Consider the following 17,323-nt stretch of genomic DNA (forward strand, 5'->3'; position numbering starts at 1 on the left):
GGGGCCAGCACATCTGTTAGGCTGATAATCACCTGCCAAAGCCAACCGAAGCATTCGCCCCATGGATGAACTGCGCAAGATCGACCTCAACCTGCTGCTGACCCTGCACGCCCTGCTCAGCGAAAAGCACGTGACCCGCGCCGCCCTGCGTGTGCACCGCAGCCAACCCGCCGTCAGCCATGCCCTGGCGCAATTGCGTGCACACTTCGACGACCCGTTGCTGATCCGCCAACAGGGACAGATGGCCCTGACGCCTCGTGCCCAAGCCCTGGCCAAGCCGCTGCAGGATGCCCTCGGCAGCCTCAACGGCCTGCTGGCCGCGCCGCAGTTCGACCCGGCCCAGGCCCAGCGCCGCTTCAGGCTGTCATTGTCGGACTATTCCTCGCGCATCATCCTGCCACCCCTGGTCCGCCATCTGCGCCAGCTCGCCCCCGGCGTCGACCTTGCGATCAGCCAAGCCAGCCGCGAGACCATGCTCGCGCAGCTGCTCGATGGCGAACTCGACCTGGCCCTGGGCATCTTCCCGGAACTGCCAGCCGACATCACCGCCCAGACCTTGTTCGAAGACAGCTTCATCAGCGTCGCCGATCGCCAGGAGCTGCCAGCCAAGGGCGGGCTCACCCTGGAGGACTGGCTGACGCGCCCACACGTGCTCATGGCCATGCATCCGGATGCCCACGATGAGATCGAGCGGGCCCTGGCCGAACAAGGCCTGCGCCGGCATATCGCACTGGCGCTGCCCCATTGGAGCGCCGCAGTTGAAGTGCTCGCCGGCACCGACCTGATTCTCACCGTGGCCAGGCGAGCGGTTGGCCCGATGCGCCAGCACCCGTCACTGCGCCAGTTCATGCCACCGCTGCCTATCCCCGCCCTCGCCTATCAACAGGCCTGGCACGCCAGGAAGGACAGCGATCCTGGCCACCGCTGGCTGCGCGAAGCAGTCTGGGCCTGCAGCCAGCCCGGGCATTGATCAGCGCTCGGCCACCGCTTGGCCAGACGGCGGCGTCGAGGCCCAGCCGCCTTGTACCAGCAAAACGCCGCCGAGGATCAGCAGCACGCCGGCCACCCGGGCCAGGTTCACCGGCTTGCTGGCAACGCCCATCAGCCCGAAGTGATCGACGATCACCGAGGTCAGGATCTGCCCCGCCACTACCAGCACCAGGAAGCCCGCCGTGCCCAGCTTCGGTGTCAATGCCGCAGCGCCGGCCACATACAGCGCACCCAGCACGCCACCGATCCACAGCCACCAGGGGCCTTGCAACGCCTTGCCCAGGTCAGGCATGGGCACCCGCAGGATCAGCAGCGCCGTGATGACCACCACCGAACTGACCGTCAATGAGGTGAAGGCGCCCCACAACCAGTGCCCCAGCGCACGGCCGACGGCCGCGTTGCTGGCGGCCTGGTAAGGCAGCACGAAGCCCGCCAGCAGGGCCATCATCACGGGAAGGATTGCAAGCGACAGGGTCTTGTAGGGCATGAAAGGTCTCATCTGAGGAGTGGATGAGACCATGATGAGTAAATCGACCACGGTTATGGAAATCGAAAGGATGCACAGGGTGTATTCGCCACACGCATACAGCCAGATGCGGGCCAGCCGAAGCGTGCCCGCTGCCCGACCTCAACGCCAGGTATCGACCCGCAGCACTTCGGTGTAGATCGCATCGACGGTCTGGCCAACCTTGAGGTTCTTCATGCGCGCCTGCAGGTCAGGGTTTTCGACCTTGACCACCTGCAGCTTGCCTTCCGGCGGCAGCAGGCTGACTTCATGTTTCTTCAGGTCGATCTTCTTGATTTGCGAGGTCACCCGCACCTGGCGGAAGGCTTCGCCGCCGGGGTTGGGGTTGTCCTTGGTGGCGCGAATTTCCCCGGATTCCTCGGTGGCCTTTGGCGCACCACCCACGTCGCTGTTGAGCACATAGGCGATGGCCCGGGTGACATAGATATCGACGTTGTCGCCGACCTTGAGGTTGGGCAGCGCCTTGGCCTTTTCCGTCAGTTGCAGGGTCACATCCTTATCGTTCGGCCCTTTTACCGTGACTTGGCGGTTGGCCAGGTCAATGGCGGTGACCTGGGTTTTGACATGGCTTTCCAGCGCCTGGCTGCCAATCGGGATCTCGGCAGCCTGCACCGTGAAGGCGGCAGCGGACACCAGGGTGGCAAGAGCAACAGCGCGAGCGAGGGTGCAAATAGGATTCATAGGCCTGCTTCCATGTGATCAAGACCGGATAAGTGCGTGAAATGTTTACGCGCAAACAAGCATAGTCATTGCCCGCCACTCTGCAGGCAAACGCCCCGCCCGCGACATATTTCAACCCCTTCCCGTCAAGGCGGAGGTTGTTTTAGCGAATACGAATTCTTTACACTTGCTTTACATTTACAAATCATTACTATTCGCAACCCTCCAAAACAACAATGAGTCATCCATAATGGCAAAAAAGTCTGTTGCCCCGGCATCCCTATCGGTGCTGGGCCTGCTGGTGGTCCCTGCTGTTCACGCTGAAAGCCAAGGCGAAGTCGCCCTGCCCGCCACTGCGGTCACCAGTGCCTATGAGCAACAAAGCTACAAGGCCACGGAAAGCCGCAGCGCCTTGAAGATCGACGCGCCGCTGCGCGATATCCCGCAAACCGTCAACGTCGTGCCGGAAAGCGTGATCAAGGACCAGGGTGCGCAGTCCATGGAAGACGTACTGAAGAACGTGCCCGGGGTTGGCCTGTCCAACGGCGACGGCCAGCGCGACCAGGTGACGATCCGCGGTTTCAGTGCAATTGGCGACATGTACATCGATGGCGTGCGCGACGACGCCTTGTACTTCCGCGACCTGTCCAACATCGAACGGGTCGAAGTGATCAAGGGCCCTGCGGCCGTGCTCTACGGCCGCGGCTCTTCCGGTGGCCTGATCAACAGCATCAGCAAGAAGCCCGGCTCTGCGCCCAAGCAGGAAGTCGGCGTGACCTTCGACAGCGAAGGCAAGCGTCGCACCCAGTTCGACAGCGGCTGGGCCGACTCGCAAGGCAACCAGGCCTACCGCATGACCGGTGCCTTCGAAGACAGCGACACCTTCCGCGACGACGGCTATATCGACCGCAAGGCCATCGCCCCGTCGGCCTACTTCAAGCTGTCCGACGACCTTGACCTGAACCTCGGCGCCACCTACCTGTACGACAAGCGCCTGATCGACTTCGGCATTCCGGCCCTGGGCAATCGCCCGGTGGATGTCGACCGTGACAAGCGCTTCGGCTCCGGCGATGCCGACCAGGACTATGCGCGCAGCGAAGTGTTCTCGCTCACCGCCAGCCTCGACTATCGCATCAACGACGACTTCACCCTGACCAACACCAGCCGCTACTACCGTTACGACCTGGACCGCAACAACACCCTGGCCGACAGCAGCCCGACCCGCTTCGTCACCGCGCCCAATGGCGAGTTGCTGGTCAAGCTCAACCGCGGTAACGTCGCCCGTGACGAATACGGCGTGTTCAACCAGACCGAGCTCAAGCAACAGGCTCAATTGCTGGGCATGCAGCACAACCTGTTGTACGGCGTGGAAGTCGGCTACCAGGACAAGCACCAGCGGGTGCTGAGCCAGAACAATGTGGCCCAGGTGCCGGTGTTCCGCGACGGCCTGGTACCGGTGCCGGACCATGCAGCCAACCTGAGCTCCAAAGGCACCAACTACCAGCAGACCACTGGCCTGTATGTGCAGGACCTGATTACCCTGAGCGAGCAGTGGAAGGCGCTGGTCGGCGTGCGTTACGACATCTTCGGCCAGGAATACGACGACGAACGTGTGCAGAATGTCGACCTCGACCGCACCGACAAGACCTGGAGCCCACGCGCCGGTCTGGTCTATCAGCCGGATGCGATCCAGTCGTACTACGTGTCGGTCAGCCGTAGCTACCAGCCTTCTGGCGAAGTGTTCGCGGTCAGCCCGAGCAACGAGCACCTGGAGCCTGAAGAAACCACCAACTACGAAATCGGTGCCAAGTGGGACCTGCTCGACAGCCGCCTGGCGGTGACGGCGGCGATCTTCCGCCTCGAACGCACCAACATGAAAACAGCCGACCCGGCCAACCCGAACCTGACCGTGCTCGCCGGCGAACAGCGCACCGATGGTTTCGAGGCCACCGTCAGCGGGCAGCTCACCGACAAGTGGCAGGTTTATGCCGGTTACGCGTACCTTGATGCCGAGATCACCAAGTCCAACAGCAAGACCAACGGTGTCGCCAACGAGGGCCAGACGCCAACCCTGACGCCGCGCAACAGTGCCAACGTCTGGCTGGTGCGCACGCTGACGCCGCAATGGCGCGTGGCCGCTGGCGCCAACTACGTCGACCAGCGCTACACCGCGCTGGATAACGTGGTGGTGATGCCGAGCTACACCACGGTCGACACCGCCTTGCTGTACAGCGAGGCGCACTGGGACGGCGCGCTGCGGTTGAAGAACGTGTTCGACCGCGACTATTACGCCTCGGCACACGGTTCGGTGAACCTGATAACCCCGGGTGCGCCGCGCACGCTGGAAGCCAGCCTCAGTTACCGCTTCTAAGCCTGGACTTGTGGGAGCGGGCAAGCCCGCGAACACCGGCGCAGCCGGTGCCATGCACCGCGGCGCCTGCTTCGCGGGCGTGCCCGCTCCCACACGGACTGAGTAGACCTTGGAGACTCGTACAAAACCAAGGCCCTCGCTCCGCTCCTCAGTTACGCGTCACCCGCCAGATGGTGTTGGCCAGGTCATCAGCGATGATCAACGCCCCGCGCGGATCGACGGTCACCCCTACAGGCCGGCCGCGGGTCTTGCCATCATCCCCGCGGAATCCGGTGGCAAAGTCGATCGGTTCACCGGCCGGCCTACCCGCCTTGAACGGCACGAAGATCACCTTGTAACCCACCGGGTTCGGGCGATTCCAGCTACCGTGCTCGCCCACGAACACCCCGTCGGCAAAGCGCTCGCCCATGGCCGGGATGGAGAAGTCCACACCCAGCGCGGCAACATGCGACCCCAGGCTGTAATCCGGCTTGATGGCAGCCGCCACCTTGTCCGGGTTCTGCGGCTTCACCCGCTCATCGACATTCTGCCCCCAGTAGCTGTATGGCCAACCATAGAAGCCACCTTCACGCACCGAAGTGAGGTAGTCCGGCACCAGGTCCGGCCCCAGTTCGTCACGCTCGTTGACTACCGTCCACAACTGCCCGGTGTCCGGCTGAATGGTCAGCGCCGTCGGGTTGCGCAAACCGGTGGCATAAGGCCTGTGCGCCCCGGTCACGGCGTCGATCTGCCAGACCATGGCGCGGTCGATCTCCACTTCCATGCCACGCTCGGTGATGTTGCTGTTCGAGCCGATGCCCACGTAGAGGTAGCGGCCATCGGGGCTGATCGTCAGCGCCTTGGTCCAGTGGTGGTTGATCTCGGCCGGCAGGTCGGTGACCTTGGTCGGCGGGCCGCCGGCCTTGGTCTGGCCGTCCTGGTAATCGAAGCGCACCAACGCGTCCTGGTTGGCCACGTACAGCTTGCCGTCGGCAAAGGCCAGCCCGTAGGGCGCGTTGAGGCCTTCGGCGAACACCGTCTGCACCTCGTAGTTGCCATCACCATCGGCGTCACGCAGCAAGGTCAGGCGGTTGCCGCCCTTCACCTGGGTATTGCCCTTGGCCTTGATCTGGCTGGCAATCACGTCCTTGGGCTTGAGCTTGGCCGCACTGCCGCCCCGCCCTTCGGCGACCAGGATATCGCCATTGGGCAGCACCAGGCTCTGGCGCGGGATGTTCAGGCCCGTGGCGATGGCCGTGATGCGATAGCCCTCAGGCACGGTGGGTTTCTGATCCCCCCACTGCGCCGGTTGTGCAATCTTCATGCTCGGCAGCAGGCCGCGCTCCGGGGCCGGCAGTTTCGGGTCAGGCCCCAGTGCCTGGGTCGGCTCACCGTCCCCCCCGCAGGCGGCCAACAGTACCGCAACACTCAACAACGACAGTCCTTGCAACGGCTTCATGCCTCACCTCCCGAACCCAGGTCGCTCATGCCCAGCCATGCCGCCACGCAGGCCAGTAAGGTGACGATGACCGACAGCACCAGGCCCGCGGGCATGACCGCCCAGGCATCCTTGGCATGTTCGAACGCGTTGATCAGTCCCAACACCCAGGTCACCAGCAACAGCAGGAAGTACAGGGTTGGCCGCCCGCCCTTGCGCGGGGCGCGGATCAGGTTGGCCAGGGCGAACAACAACGTCAGCCCACAAAACAGCAAGCCACCGGCAATCAGCCAGGCGGCGAAGTTGCTCCACTGGATCTGGTAGCTCTTGAAGTAGGCAATGTCGCTCAGCAGCGCGCCGAGAAACAGCGGGACCGTGCCAGCCAGCAGGATCGCATGCAGCGGTCCGGGCGTGCATCGGTAGAGGGTTTGCTCTGTAGCGGTCACGGCGCCTCCTTATTCATCGGTGACCCAAGGCTGACAGACAGGCGCGTGGGCCTGGTCCATCAGGCGTGCGCAGGGTGCGCTTAAGAAGGGATCACCTTGACGTTCGGATAGTTCACCGCTTGGCTTGAGAGAAATATCCTGAAAGACTTGATGGGTCGGGATGAGGGATAGCATGAAGACTCGCAACACACGACCGTACGCGTACTGGACCGCGCATGCCTTGCTGGCCGTCAGCCTGGCACTCAATGCCGGCTGTTCGAGCAAAACCGGCAAGGCACGCTATTACGCCGCCGCGCCGGGCGCCAACTGCTACGCCAAGGCGCTTCCGAGCAGCGGTGAAGGCGGCCTGGCCTGGGGCAACACACTGGGCATTGCCCGGCAGAAGTCGCTGAACAACTGCATCCGCTATGCGGGGCGCTCAGGCGGTACGCCTGACACCTGCCAAGTGGTGCTGGCCAAGTGCAAGAACTGACGCCTGCACCGGTGCTGCGCCCCCCAGGGTCGGTCAGGCAAACCTGGCCCGCGCGGCATGCAGCTTCTTGTAGCTCTCGATCAGCCGCAGATGGCGGTCCAGCCCTTCAAGCTTCATGCTGGTCGGGGTCAGCCCATGGAAGCGCACGCTACCGTCGACCGAACCCAGCACCGCGTCCATCCGCGGGTTGCCGAACATGCGGCGGAAGTTGGCCTCGTAATCGGCCAGTTGCAGCTCATCATCCAGCTGCACTTCCAGCACCACGTTCAGCGCCTGGTAGAACAGGCCGCGCTCGACGGTGTTGTCGTTGAACTGCAAGAACGCCTCGACCAGTTCCTTGGCATCCTCGAAGCGCTTGAGCGCCAGGCAGATCAGCAGTTTCAGCTCCAGTATGGTCAGCTGGCCCCACACCGTGTTTTCGTCGAACTCGACGCCGATCAAGGTGGTGATCGTGGTGTAGTCATCCACCTCGCATTTATCCAGGCGCCGGCGCAGCGCGCGCAGGGCGCGGTCATCCAGGCTGTGCAGGTTGAGGATGTCGGCACGGAACTCCAGGGCGCGGTTGGTATTGTCCCAGATCAGGTCTTCGACCGGATAGATCTCGGAATAACCCGGCACCAGGATGCGGCAGGCCGTGGCGCCAAGGTTGTCGTACACGGCCATGTACACCTCTTTGCCAAGGTCTTCGAGGATGCCGAACAGGGTCGCGGCTTCCTGCGCGTTGGAGTCCTCGCCCTGGCCGGAGAAGTCCCATTCGACGAACTCGAAATCGGCCTTGGCACTGAAGAAACGCCACGACACCACACCGCTGGAGTCGATGAAGTGCTCGACGAAGTTGTTCGGCTCGGTCAGCGCATGGCTTTCGAAGGTCGGTTGCGGCAGGTCGTTGAGGCCTTCGAAGCTGCGGCCTTGCAACAGTTCGGTGAGGCTGCGCTCCAGCGCCACTTCAAAGCTTGGGTGCGCGCCGAACGAGGCGAACACGCCGCCCGTGCGCGGGTTCATCAAGGTCACGCACATCACCGGGAACTCACCGCCCAGCGAGGCGTCCTTGACCAGCACCGGGAAGCCCTGCTCTTCCAGGCCCTGGATGCCGGCGAGAATGCTTGGGTACTTGGCCAGCACCTCCTGGGGGACATCCGGCAGGGCCAGCTCGCCTTCGAGGATTTCGCGTTTCACCGCGCGCTCGAAGATTTCCGACAGGCACTGCACCTGGGCTTCGGCCAGGGTGTTGCCGGCGCTCATGCCGTTGCTGAGGAACAGGTTCTCGATCAGGTTGGACGGGAAGTACACTACCTGGCCATCGGACTGGCGCACGAACGGCAGCGAGCAGATGCCGCGCTCGGTGTTGCCCGAGTTGGTGTCGTACAGGTGCGAACCGCGCAATTCGCCGTCCGCGTTGTAGATCGCCAGGCAGTGTGGGTCGAGGATCTCGGCCGGCAGTTCGTCCTTCGGCCCTGGCTTGAACCACTGCTCGTTCGGGTAATGTACGAACGGCGCGTTGGCAATGTCTTCGCCCCAGAACTGGTCGTTGTAGAAGAAGTTGCAGTTCAGCCGCTCGATGAACTCACCCAGCGCCGAGGCCAGTGCGGCTTCCTTGGTCGAACCCTTGCCGTTGGTGAAGCACATGGGCGACTGCGCGTCGCGCACGTGCAGCGACCAGACGTTGGGCACGATGTTGCGCCACGAGGCGATCTCGATCTTCATGCCCAGGCCGGCAAGGATGCCGGACATGTTGGCGATGGTCTGCTCCAGCGGCAGGTCCTTGCCGGGGATGTAGGTGGTGGTGTCGGCCACCGGCATCAGCAGGCCCTGGGCATCGGCATCGAGGTTGTCGACTTCCTCGATGATGAACTCGGGGCCGGTCTGCACCACTTTTTTCACGGTGCAGCGGTCGATGGAGCGCAGGATGCCCTGGCGGTCTTTCTCGGAAATATCCTCGGGCAATTCGACCTGGATCTTGAAGATCTGGTTGTAGCGGTTCTCCGGGTCGACGATGTTGTTCTGCGACAGGCGGATATTCTCGGTGGGGATATCGCGGGTCTGGCAGTACAGCTTGACGAAGTACGCCGCGCACAGGGCCGACGAGGCCAGGAAATAGTCGAACGGGCCCGGGGCCGAACCGTCGCCCTTGTAGCGGATCGGCTGGTCGGCGATCACCGTGAAGTCGTCGAACTTGGCTTCAAGACGAAGGTTGTCGAGAAAATTGACCTTGATTTCCATGCGGGGATTACCGTGATTTAAGCGTGCAAAACGAAATTGGCCGGCATTATCCGGGTTTTCGCCGCGGAAGTCCTGTTTGTCTGTGCTGCCCCGTGGCCAGGGCTGGCTTGCGCATTCCGCCGGATTGCTTGCCTGATCCTCTGAACCTGCGCCTGCCACGGGCCCCGTGCGGGGCCCCCTGTGCTAGCGTTTCTGGATCGGGGAACAACGGACTCCCCGGCAGACAATAAAACGCCATCAACCGATGATCAGCAGGTAAGCCATGGAACTTCATATCAACCAGAAGACCTACCAGGTCGACGCCGATGCCGACACGCCCCTGCTGTGGGTGCTGCGTGACGATCTGGGCATGACCGGCACCAAGTATGGCTGTGGCCTGGCCCAGTGTGGCGCCTGCTCGGTGCTGGTGGATGGCAATGTCGTACGCGCCTGCGTCACTCCCGTGGCCGGCGTGGTCGGGCGGGAGGTGACCACCATCGAAGCGGTCGAGGCCGACGCGGTGGGCAAGCGAGTGGTGGCGGCCTGGGTCGAGCACCAGGTGGCCCAATGCGGCTACTGCCAGTCCGGCCAGGTGATGGCGGCCACCGCGCTGCTCAAGCACACCCCCAAGCCCAGCGATGAACAGATCAGCGCGGCGATGGTCAACCTTTGCCGCTGCGGCACCTACAACGCCATCCATGCCGCCGTGCATGCACTGGCCCAAGGGGAGCAGGCCTGATGAACACGCCCGTCGACACCCCCGCAGAACTGCTCAGGCTGCAACTGGGCGAAACCGTCAACCTGTCGCGCCGACGCTTTCTGGCCAGCACCGCGGTCGGTGCCCTGGTGCTGGGTTTCGGCCTGCCGATGGCCGCGCCCCGCGCGCAGGCAGCGGCGGCAGCCACCCCTGAGCGCGGCACCCAGGTGCCGGCATTCCTGGAGATCCGCCCGGACGGCACGGTGCGCCTGCTCAGCCCGTTCATGGAAGGTGGCCAAGGCCCGTTCACGGCCATGGCCCAGATCGTCGGTGAAGAACTCGACGTCGACCCCGCCAGCTTCCTGGTGGAAAGCGCGCCGCCCGGTGAAGCCTACGTGGTGATGGAGAATGGCATGCGCATTACCGGTGGCAGCATGTCGGTGCGCATGAGCTACCCGACCATGCGCCGCCTCGGCGGCCTGGCCCGTGCCATGTTGCTGCAGGCAGCGGCCGAACAATGGGGGGTACCGGTCGGCGAGCTGTCCACCGAGCCTGGCAAGGTCATTCACGCCGCCTCGGGCCGTTCGCTGGCCTATGGCGAGCTGGCCAGCCGTGCCATGGACCTGCCAGTACCGGACCCTGCCAGCATCAAGCTGCGCGACCCCAGCCAGTTCCGCTGGATCGGCAAACCGGTGCGGCGCCTGGACGCCTATGACAAATCCACCGGCAGGGCCCAATACTGCATCGACCTCAAGGTCGACGGCATGCTCCACGCCGCCGTGCAGCACGCGCCCCGCCTGGGCATGACCGTGGGCAGCCTGCGCAACGAGGAGCAGGTCAAGGGCATGAAAGGGGTGCACTCGGTGCACCAGTTGCCGGGCGCGGTGGCCGTGGTAGCCGAACGCTGGTGGCACGCCAAGCGCGCAGTGGAAGCGATCCAGGTGGACTGGAAAGAACCGGGCGCCGACAGCAAGGTCCGGCCGATGCCGGCAGATTTTTCCAGCGACGGCTGGCGCGAGCACCTGGCCAGCGTTGAAGGGCCGGCCCGCGACGAAGAAAACCAAGGCGACATCGCCGGTGCCCTGGCCAATGCCAAGACCAAGGTCGAGGCCAGCTACCACAACCAGTACCTCAACCATGCCCAGCTGGAGCCGCCGTCTGCCCTCGCTCGCTTCAACCCGGACGGCACCCTGGAGGTCTGGCTGCCCAACCAGGCGCCAGACATGTTCCGCGACGACATCGCCAAGCGCACCGGCCTGGATGCCGCGCAAATCACCCTGCACTCGCCGCTGCTCGGCGGCTTCTTCGGCCGCCATTTCCTCTATGACTCGGCCAATCCGTATCCCCAGGCCATCGCCCTGGCCAAGGCCGTCGGCCGCCCGGTCAAGCTGATCTGGAGCCGCGAAGAGGAGTTTCTGCGCGACGTGCTGCGCCCCGTCGCGGTGGTCAAGTTCCGCGCCGGGCTGGATGCCGACGGCCTGCCGGTGGCCATCGAAGCGGTAAGTGCCACCGAAGGCCCGACCGAAGCCCTGGCCGGCAAGCAAGGCGACAAGATCGACCCCACGGCGCTCGAAGGGCTGTCGGGCAAGTCCTACGCCATAGCCAACAAACGCATCGCCCAGATCTACGTCAAAGGCCCGGCCATGCTTGGCTACTGGCGCTCGGTAGGCAATTCGCTGAACGACTTCTTCTATGAGTCGTTCCTTGACGAGCTGGCCGACAAGGGTGGCAAGGACCCCTACGAACTGCGCCTGCACCTGCTGCGTGACAATCAGCGCCTGACCAACCTGCTGCATGCGGTGGCCGAGTTGTCTGGCGGCTGGAAGCGTGGGCCGTTCACCGCAGAAGACGGCAGCAAGCGCGCCCGGGGCATTGCCATGGCCTCGCCGTTCGGCTCCGAGGCTGCGGCAATCGCCGAAGTGTCGATCGACAATGGCCAGGTCAAAGTGCACGACATCTGGCAGGCGATCGATCCTGGCAGCATCGTCAACCCGGCGATCATCGAGCATCAGGTCAACGGTGCGGTAGCCCTGGGCCTGTCGCAGACATTGGTGGAAGAAGCGGTGTTCATCGACGGCAAGCCGCGCGCGCGCAACTATGACCTGTACCCGATCCTGCCGCCCTCGCGCATGGCCCGGGTGCATGTGCGCATCGTCGAGAGCGGGGCGAAGATGGGCGGTATCGGCGAGCCGCCGTTGCCCGCGGTAGCGCCTGCCGTGGCCAACGCCGTGGCGCAGCTCACCGGCCAGCGCGTGCGTAGCCTGCCGCTTAGCCGCCACACCTTCAGCTGACCGGACAAGGACTGCCCCATGACCCACAGCCGTTTTGCCCGCACTGCGGGCTGGCTGGCCGTGCCGTGCCTGGTCGCGGCCGGCCTGCTGGCCTGGTACGTGACCCGCGAACCCGCCTCGCCATTCGCTGCCGAACAGCCCCCCCGCTTTGACCCCGCATTGGTCAGCCAGGGCGAATATGTCGCCCGCCTCAGCGACTGCGTAGCCTGCCACAGCCTGCCCGACGGCAAGCCGTTTGCGGGCGGCCTGCAGATGGCCACGCCGCTGGGAACGATCCACGCCACCAACGTCACGCCCGACCGCGAGACCGGCATCGGCAACTACAGCCTGGCCGACTTCGACCGCGCCGTACGCCATGGCGTCGCGCCGGGTGGCCGGCGCTTGTACCCGGCAATGCCCTACCCTTCGTACGCCAAGCTCAGCGATAACGATGTGAAGGCGCTGTACGCCTTCTTCATGAAGGGTGTACAGCCGGCACAACAGCCGAACATCCCCAGCGATATTCCCTGGCCGCTGAACCTGCGCTGGCCCATCGCATTGTGGAACGGCGTGTTTGCCGCCGACACGCCTTACGCGCCCAAGGCCGGCCAGGATGCGTCGTGGAACCGCGGCGCCTATATCGTCCAGGGGCCTGGCCATTGCGGCAGCTGCCATACGCCACGGGGCCTGGCCTTCAACGAGAAAGCCCTGGATGAAGCCGGGGCGCCATTCCTCGCCGGCGCCCTGCTCGATGGCTGGTACGCCCCCAGTCTGCGCAGTGACCCTAACACCGGGCTTGGCCGCTGGAGCGAGGCCGAGATCGTCCAGTTCCTCAAGACCGGGCGCAACCAGCACGCCGTGGTGTATGGGTCGATGACCGAGGCCTTCAACAACTCCACGCAGTTCATGAGCGATGACGACCTGAGCGCCATTGCCCGCTACCTCAAGTCGCTGCCCGGAGATCCACAGCGTGACGGTGCGCCCTGGCAGTACCAGGCGCTTTCCGCGGCCACGCGCCCGGACAGCCCTGGTGCTCACCTCTACGTCACCCGCTGCGCCAGTTGCCACGGCCTGGACGGCAAGGGCCAGGCCGAATGGATGCCCCCGCTGGCCGGTGCCACCTCGGCGTTGGCCAGGGAAGACGCCTCGGCGATCAACATTACCCTCAATGGTTCGCAGCGCATCGTCGCCGCCGGTCTGCCGGATGCCTACCGCATGCCAGCGTTCCGCGAACAGCTGTCGGACCAGGAAATCGCTGATGTGCTGAGTTTCGTACGCAGCACCTGGGGCAATAAGGGCGCCGCGGTGGATGCGCAAGCGGTCGGCAAACTGCGCGGGCACACCGACCCGGCCAGCAGCAGCCCGATCATCTTGCACATGCGGTAAATGATGGTGCCTGTACTGGCCTCTTCGCGGCCAAAGCCGCTCCTACAGGGGCATCGCAAGGCTCAAGTGCTGCGCTGTACCTCTGCGAGCGCTTTAGCCGCGAACAGGCCGGCGCAGGTATCAACCGAATCTGGATTTTCAAGAGGCTCCCATGGAAAGCATCGACCTGTTGGTCTTGCGCACCGCCCGTGACTGGCTGTTGGCCGGGCAACGGGTTCTGCTGGCCACCGTGGCCCGCACCTGGGGCTCATCACCGCGGCCCGTGGGTTCGATGATGGCCCTGCGCGGCGACGGCCGCGTGGTCGGCAGCGTCTCCGGCGGCTGCATCGAGGACGACCTCATCCACCGCTACACCACGGCCTATCAGGGCGGCGGCATGCCGCATGGCCTGCCGCACGTGGTGCAATATGGCGTCAGCGCCGATGAAGCGCAGCGCTTCGGCCTGCCCTGCGGCGGCACCCTCGAGCTGATCCTCGAATTCGAGCCGGCGCTGGCAAGCCTGGAGCAACTGCTGCCCCTGCTGGACAGCGGCAACCTGGTGCGCCGCGAACTGGACCTGGACAACGGCCAGGTCCACCTGACCACCACCGGCGCACCGGAGCAGTTCGGTTTCGATGGCCGGCACATGCTCAATACCTTGGGCCCGGGTTATCGCATGCTGCTGATCGGCGCCGGGGTGCTGGCCGAGTACCTGGCGACCATGGCCCTGTTCAATGGCTTCAAGGTGGCAGTCTGCGACCCGCGCCCCGAATACATGGATGGCTGGAACGTGGCGGGCGTGGAGAAGATCGTCGGCATGCCGGATGACGTGGTGCGTGCGTTCGCCCCGGACCTGCGCAGCTGCATCGTCGGCCTCAGCCACGACCCCAAGCTGGACGACCTGGCCCTGCTCGAAGCCTTGCACAGCCCGGCGTTCTACATCGGCGTGATCGGTTCGCGGCGCAATAACCAGTCGCGCCGGGAACGCCTGATCGAGCACTTCGGGGTAAGCGAGGCCTCGTTACGACGCTTGCACGGGCCGATCGGTATCTATATCGGCAGCAAGACGCCGGCCGAGATTGCCGTCAGTGTCATGGCCGAGATCCTGGCGACCAAGAACGGCGTCGCCTTGCCTGGCGAGGTCACCGTGAGCGAGGCCAAGCGGGCGCTGGAGATGGATGGGTAGTCGACGCCGTCAGGGCTGCCCACCGGCTTGCTGCCGCCGCCATAACTCCAGGTTCTTTTCGACCAGTTGTTCCGGTATCGGGCCATCCACCAGCGCTTTCATTTTCAGTGCCAGCCGCTCGCGCAGCTCGGGTCGATTGCACTTCGACTGATGCGACAGCGCCAGGTACAGTCCCTCGCTGGACACCGGCGGGTCGAGCAGCTTCAACTGCGTATCCCAACCCTGCGTGCGCGCCAGGGCCATGCCGGGGTACTGCTCGTAGATCAGGTAATCATTGCGCTTGAGCAACAGTTTTTCGAACGCCTGCCTGGCGCTGGGCACCGCTTCGAGCTGGAGGTTGGTCCTGGCGTAGTCGTCGAACTGCTGGCCGTGACTGTTACCGACCAGCGTCCCGCCGTTGCGGCCCTTGAGGTCCGCCCAACCCTGATAGGCAAAGGCACCGTCCTGGCGGACCCAGACCACACTGCGGGTCCGCAGGAACGGCGGGCTGATGAAGTCCATCCGCTGCTGACGCTCCTGGGTCATGAAGTACCCCGCCATCAGGTCGATACGCCCGGTACGCACCTCTTCCTGAGCCCTTGACCAAGGCCCGCCATAGATCACCTTCACCTCCAGCCCCAGTGCCTGGCCGACCTCCTTGAGCAAGTCGGCATTGGCTCCGATCAGTTGCTCAGGGTTGCTCGGGTCACGCCAGAGATACGGCGGGTATTCCGGATTGCCAGTCGCAGTCAGCTGGCCGCACGACGGCTCTGCCAGCGCGAGGTCGGGCAGCAGGAGCATCAACAGCGGCAACAGCCAGGACTGGCAACGACAACGCTCGACCATCGACACCCTCCTGGGCTGATCACTCGGCAGGCTGGTACACGCAGACCCGCCCGCGCTCACGCTTGGCCTCGTACATCGCCTGATCGGCTGCCTTGATCAGGGCATCCACCTCGCTGGCATGGGCAGGCGCAAAGGCAACGCCGATGCTTGGCGTGACGAAATCGATGCTCACTCCCCTGACGCTGACCGGCTCGCCCAACACCTTTAGCAAGCGCTGGGCCAGCGCGCTGGCCGCCTGGCACCCGGGTGCCGGGACAATCACGGTGAATTCGTCTCCGCCCAAACGATAGGCCTTGTTCGGTTGACGCAGCGCATTGCGAAGGCGCTCGGCCATGCACGCCAGCAAGGCATCACCGACGTCGTGGCCAAAGCGGTCATTGACCTGCTTGAAACGGTCCAGATCGAGAAAGATCAGCGCCAGCGGCATGCTGGCGCTGTGCAGGTACCGGGCAAGGTCCTCATGAAACGCCTTGCGATTGCCCAACCCGGTCAGGGCATCCTGATAGGCCAGGTCAAACAGTTGCTGTTGATGCAGCACATGCTCACTGACGTCATGCAGGATGCCGCGGTAGCCGATCAGCCGCCCCCCGGCGTTGTGGCGCCTGGAGATCTGCGTCTCGAAGTGACCGATGCTGCCGTCGGCACGCCGCAGGCGAGCCGAAAGTGGCGCGCCGGGCTCGGTTTCGGCGATCACCGGTTCTGTCGTCGTGGTGGGCGCTGGTTGTGCCTGCAGCGATGCAAAGGTGCGTCCCAGCACCTGCGCCGCCGAATACCCAAGCAGCCTGCAGAAAGCCGGGTTGACCGACTCGATCCTGGCCTGATCGTCGAGTTCGAAGTAGCCGTCCTCAATGGCATCGAGGATCGCCCGGTCACGCGTTTCGCTTTGCTCCAGGCGGTCCAGCGCACGGTTTGCCTCGCGCGCCAGTTGGCCCAGCTCATCACGGCCGTCATCGGTCAGGCGCCGCCCTGCCGCCGCCGGGCCAATGGCCAGAAGCTCGTGATGCAAGCGGGCAATGCGCCGCAGCAAGGTGACGTCCAGGGCGAGGTAGATCAGCAGCCAGGCCAGGCCGATGAGCCCGCCGGTCACGCCTAGGAATACAGCGAGCTGCTGTTCGCCTTCCAGGTACAGATGGCGCTCGCGGGTCAGTTGCAGGCGCAGCTGAGGCTCGCCCAGGCTGTCCTGGAACAGCAGGTCGATACTCTGAAGGCGGGCATCGACCACCCGACGGTTGCCGATGCTCATCAGTTCAGCCTGCAGCACGGGCCGCTCCTGCCCGCTGGTCGACGGCAACCAGGTGAGCTCACCGCCCAGCTGTTGCTGCAACATGGCGATGCGCTTGCTGTCGAGGAAGGTGCCCGCCAGCAGCACACCGCTGGCCCTGTCGCCGCTGCGCGCGGTATCCACGGCGACCAGGATCAGCGGCACCCTGAGCACGGCCAGCAGTTGCGCAGGCGGCGCCACATCCTGAGGCTGCAGCAGGCGCGCCAATTGCTGGGCAACGCCGTCATGCAGCGCCTTCAGGTTCAGCGCCGGCGCGCCGGCCGGGCGCTCAAGCGCTGCGAGGTCCAGCGGACGCCAGCTCACCCGCTGCTCACCATTGGCAAAGTACAGGATGAAGTCGAAGCCACTGCGGCCCAGCGTGGCGGCATCGAGCGGAAAAGCCGACGGCACCGTACCCGGCATCGCCTGGGCCCATTGCCGCAGGCGGTTGGCGTCGCGCTCGAAGCTGTTGCCCAGCAAGGCACGCAGGCGCTCGGCCTCGGCCACCAGCAGCCGCTCGTCCTGCTTGTCCAGCCGTGCCAGCAGCATGCCCTGGGCTGCGAAGTAGACAAGCGACAACACCAGCAGCAACGGCGGTACGAACAGCCAGAGCAATCTCGTGCGTAACGTCATGCGGG

At 64.6% G+C, this 17,323-nt stretch carries 14 protein-coding genes; 7 read left to right on the forward strand and 7 right to left on the reverse strand.

The window, feature by feature from the left end; genetic code table 11:
• Window positions 1–61 precede the first annotated feature (61 nt).
• Window positions 62–970 (forward strand): LysR family transcriptional regulator, encoded by a 909-nt coding sequence (locus tag L6D64_RS09165; protein WP_176506631.1) that lies wholly within the window; start codon window positions 62–64, stop codon window positions 968–970.
• Here the strand turns inward: L6D64_RS09165 and L6D64_RS09170 are convergent, their stop codons facing one another.
• Together L6D64_RS09170 and L6D64_RS09175 are read right to left on the reverse strand one after the other, a co-directional pair.
• On the reverse strand, window positions 971–1,477 hold the full coding sequence (locus L6D64_RS09170; RefSeq protein ID WP_176506632.1) for a DMT family transporter: 507 nt from the start codon (window positions 1,475–1,477) through the stop codon (window positions 971–973).
• 141 nt (window positions 1,478–1,618) lie between these two features.
• Window positions 1,619–2,197, reverse strand: a complete 579-nt coding sequence (locus tag L6D64_RS09175) for a hypothetical protein (protein WP_176506633.1) — start codon at window positions 2,195–2,197, stop codon at window positions 1,619–1,621.
• A gap of 229 nt (window positions 2,198–2,426) precedes the next feature.
• Between L6D64_RS09175 and L6D64_RS09180 the strand changes: the two genes are divergently transcribed.
• Window positions 2,427–4,547 (forward strand): TonB-dependent receptor, encoded by a 2,121-nt coding sequence (locus L6D64_RS09180; protein WP_176506634.1) that lies wholly within the window; start codon window positions 2,427–2,429, stop codon window positions 4,545–4,547.
• Window positions 4,548–4,695: 148 nt separating this feature from the next.
• Here the strand turns inward: L6D64_RS09180 and L6D64_RS09185 are convergent, their stop codons facing one another.
• The gene (locus L6D64_RS09185; protein ID WP_176506635.1) at window positions 4,696–5,985 is read right to left on the reverse strand and encodes a PQQ-dependent sugar dehydrogenase; all 1,290 of its coding nucleotides are present in this window, start codon (window positions 5,983–5,985) and stop codon (window positions 4,696–4,698) included.
• Entirely contained in the window at window positions 5,982–6,410 is a 429-nt protein-coding gene (locus tag L6D64_RS09190; protein WP_176506636.1) for a DUF2231 domain-containing protein, read from the reverse strand. The genes L6D64_RS09185 and L6D64_RS09190 overlap by 4 nt, the downstream gene beginning before the upstream one ends.
• 172 nt (window positions 6,411–6,582) lie before the next feature.
• On the opposite strand from L6D64_RS09190, the gene L6D64_RS09195 reads away from it, so the two are divergent.
• Window positions 6,583–6,882: a hypothetical protein gene (locus L6D64_RS09195; protein ID WP_176506637.1), complete on the forward strand. Its 300-nt coding sequence runs from the start codon at window positions 6,583–6,585 to the stop codon at window positions 6,880–6,882.
• 33 nt (window positions 6,883–6,915) lie between these two features.
• Here L6D64_RS09195 and L6D64_RS09200 read toward each other — a convergent pair whose 3' ends face one another.
• Entirely contained in the window at window positions 6,916–9,102 is a 2,187-nt protein-coding gene (locus L6D64_RS09200; RefSeq protein ID WP_176506638.1) for an OsmC domain/YcaO domain-containing protein, read from the reverse strand.
• Between the two features lie 262 nt (window positions 9,103–9,364).
• Between L6D64_RS09200 and L6D64_RS09205 the strand changes: the two genes are divergently transcribed.
• From L6D64_RS09205 to L6D64_RS09220, 4 genes are all read left to right on the forward strand, one after another.
• Window positions 9,365–9,820 (forward strand): (2Fe-2S)-binding protein, encoded by a 456-nt coding sequence (locus L6D64_RS09205; RefSeq protein ID WP_054887635.1) that lies wholly within the window; start codon window positions 9,365–9,367, stop codon window positions 9,818–9,820.
• Window positions 9,820–12,069, forward strand: coding sequence for a xanthine dehydrogenase family protein molybdopterin-binding subunit (locus L6D64_RS09210; protein ID WP_176506639.1), 2,250 nt, complete (start codon window positions 9,820–9,822; stop codon window positions 12,067–12,069). The genes L6D64_RS09205 and L6D64_RS09210 overlap by 1 nt, the downstream gene beginning before the upstream one ends.
• 18 nt (window positions 12,070–12,087) lie before the next feature.
• Window positions 12,088–13,434: a c-type cytochrome gene (locus L6D64_RS09215; protein ID WP_176506640.1), complete on the forward strand. Its 1,347-nt coding sequence runs from the start codon at window positions 12,088–12,090 to the stop codon at window positions 13,432–13,434.
• Between the two features lie 151 nt (window positions 13,435–13,585).
• A complete protein-coding gene (locus tag L6D64_RS09220) occupies window positions 13,586–14,599 on the forward strand; it encodes an XdhC family protein (protein ID WP_176506641.1) in 1,014 nt (337 codons plus the stop codon).
• A gap of 9 nt (window positions 14,600–14,608) precedes the next feature.
• Here the strand turns inward: L6D64_RS09220 and L6D64_RS09225 are convergent, their stop codons facing one another.
• The gene (locus tag L6D64_RS09225) at window positions 14,609–15,424 is read right to left on the reverse strand and encodes a substrate-binding periplasmic protein (protein ID WP_176506642.1); all 816 of its coding nucleotides are present in this window, start codon (window positions 15,422–15,424) and stop codon (window positions 14,609–14,611) included.
• A gap of 19 nt (window positions 15,425–15,443) precedes the next feature.
• Complete coding sequence (locus L6D64_RS09230) at window positions 15,444–17,318, reverse strand: diguanylate cyclase domain-containing protein (RefSeq protein ID WP_176506643.1); 1,875 nt, start codon at window positions 17,316–17,318, stop codon at window positions 15,444–15,446.
• Between the last annotated feature and the right edge of the window lie 5 nt (window positions 17,319–17,323).

The organism is Pseudomonas urethralis (assembly GCF_021602465.1).
In the GTDB taxonomy this organism is placed as follows: domain Bacteria; phylum Pseudomonadota; class Gammaproteobacteria; order Pseudomonadales; family Pseudomonadaceae; genus Aquipseudomonas; species Aquipseudomonas vlassakiae.